Here is a 1,030-nt window from a genome sequence, read left to right on the forward strand (position 1 = left end):
TGTAGTGATTGCAGATTAACCGACTTAGTAGGAGAGAAGTACTGGAAATGCACGATTTATCGCGAGCGTATTAACATTTTCAAGCGTGATCACAATTACCGAGAGCAGCGGCCAGAATTACAACGAGAAGTGCCCGTTAACCAATATGAGATGCGATACCTATTTTGGGCGAAGCGCAGATAAAGCCAGTCCGCAACAGGTCTGATGAGTGGCCAGCGCAGTGGTGCATACAACCAACCTCGTCCAACAAGTTGCCAAGCTCGGTAGGTCACATCCAGCCCGAGGAGTAAATTTCCGTGGTTGTCCAAGGCATGCAGAATGGTGTTGGCACGATCAGGGTCGATTTGCGGATAGGCCGAAAAAGCGTCGCTGTAAATATCAACGGTGTTTATCTCTTGCTTATGATCGTGTTGGCGTAATGCCTTCATCTCTTTGGCGCACAGTGGGCAAGTGCCGTCGTAGAAAATAGTCAGTTTAGTCATATCAATTCGTCATTGCATTGGGGCTGCTTGATGGTTTCTCGCTGCTTTTACGTGGCGATGCTTCTTTGGGTTCATTGTGCTGCAGGTAGTGCTGCCAGTTAGTGCGAATGTTTTCGTAATTGTATTGGCAGAAGTCTTTGCGATCTCGAAGGTAGTCTTTTTCAACTTCGTCGAGTAACGATTTGTACTGTTCAGGATCGCTGCCATACACCAAGCACAAAGTGGAGAAGTAACGCTGTAGGTCAAAACTGTGTTCGTCAATGTACTCGCCGAAATCGTAATAGTCGGGTCTGTCATCGGACTCAAACGCAAACATGTCGGCGGCACTGATGGCCATATCGGCGCCATCGTCTAAATAGTCGATCAGTAAAATAGTGGCGAAATTGTCAACGGCATCTTCTTCTTTCCCCAACACAGGGATGCTTTGATCCTCGATGTACGCATGCCCAGCTTCATGCAGCAAAGTGTGTAATAAGGTATCTAATGCACCAGTCGTTGGCGATTTTCCGTAGCGATCTTCATATTGGTTGTTGGAGAAGTAATTGAGC

General features: G+C 47.1%; 2 protein-coding genes. Both read right to left on the minus strand.

The window, feature by feature from the left end; translation table 11 throughout:
- Positions 1-95 precede the first annotated feature (95 nt).
- Complete coding sequence (locus R7035_RS26055) at positions 96-482, minus strand: thiol-disulfide oxidoreductase DCC family protein (protein ID WP_015312742.1); 387 nt, start codon at positions 480-482, stop codon at positions 96-98.
- A gap of 1 nt (position 483) precedes the next feature.
- A partial coding sequence (locus R7035_RS26060; protein WP_318146428.1) for a DUF4344 domain-containing metallopeptidase occupies positions 484-1,030 on the minus strand: 547 nt, incomplete at its 5' end.

The sequence above is a fragment of the Vibrio sp. 1731 genome, from assembly GCF_033339955.1.
Lineage (GTDB): Bacteria > Pseudomonadota > Gammaproteobacteria > Enterobacterales > Vibrionaceae > Vibrio > Vibrio alginolyticus.